The sequence below is a fragment of the Bombella pluederhausensis genome (genome assembly GCF_026385525.1).
Classification (GTDB): domain Bacteria; phylum Pseudomonadota; class Alphaproteobacteria; order Acetobacterales; family Acetobacteraceae; genus Bombella; species Bombella pluederhausensis.
Map to the genome: position 1 here is coordinate 1 of NZ_JANIDY010000011.1, position 978 is coordinate 978.

Sequence of the window (978 nt, forward strand, 5' to 3'; positions counted from 1 at the left end):
GCTCTCGCTGGAGGCATAGCTGCCCAGCTGCGCCGTCAGCTGCCCCTGGGCCTGGGCCAGACCGCCTTCATTATGGAAAGCCCCTACCGTCAGGCTGACATCACCCTTGCTGCTCAGCAGGCTGCCCCCCTGATTGGACAGCGTCCCCGCTGCCAGCGTCAGACTGTCCGAGGACTGGATCAGACCATTCCGGTTGGAAATGTCCCCGCCATAAAGCTTCATATCCAGAGGACCGGAGGCTGCAATCAGCTTGCCCCCATCATTACTCAGGCCGTTCCCTTCGAGAGACACCGCGCCCTGCTGGGCCCCCATCTCCCCGCTGTTGGACAGATGACCCGTGCTGGTCAGGATCAGACCTGACAGGCCAATCAGTGACCCGCCATTCTGAAGTCCACCATCACCCAGCTGCGCCGTAACACTCTGCCCCTGAAGCTGCGCCTTAGCCCCACTGCTCAGCTGAGCCGCATTCAGACTCACATTGCCAAAGGATGCCAGAACACCCTCATTCTGCAGGACACCCGGGGAGGTCAGATGCAGATCATGCCCGGCCACAAGGCTGGAGCCCTCACTGGAGGCATAGCTGCCGAGCTGCGCCGTCAGCTGCCCCTGCGCCTGCGCCAGACCGCCTTCATTATGGAAATCCCCTACTGTCAGGCTGACATCACCCTTGCTGCTCAGCAGGCTGCCCCCCTGATTGGACAGCGTCCCCGCTGCCAGCGTCAGACTGTCCGAGGACTGGATCAGACCATTCCGGTTGGAAATGTCCCCGCCATGCAGCTTCATATCCAGAGGACCGGAAGCCGCGATCAGCTTCCCGCCATCATTGCTCAGGCCCATGCCCTCAAGGGACACAGCCCCCTGCTGGGCCCCCATCTCCCCGCTGTTGGACAGATGACCCGTGCTGGTCAGACTCAGACCTGACAGGCCGATCAGTGACCCGCCATTCTGAAGACCACCATCACCCAGCTGCGCCGTAAC

General features: G+C 62.1%; 1 protein-coding gene. It reads right to left on the reverse strand.

Annotation, left to right across the window (positions count from 1 at the left end; all coding sequences use genetic code 11):
• On the reverse strand, positions 1-978 hold a 978-nt coding region (locus NQF86_RS09105), incomplete at both ends, for a hypothetical protein (protein ID WP_266117331.1).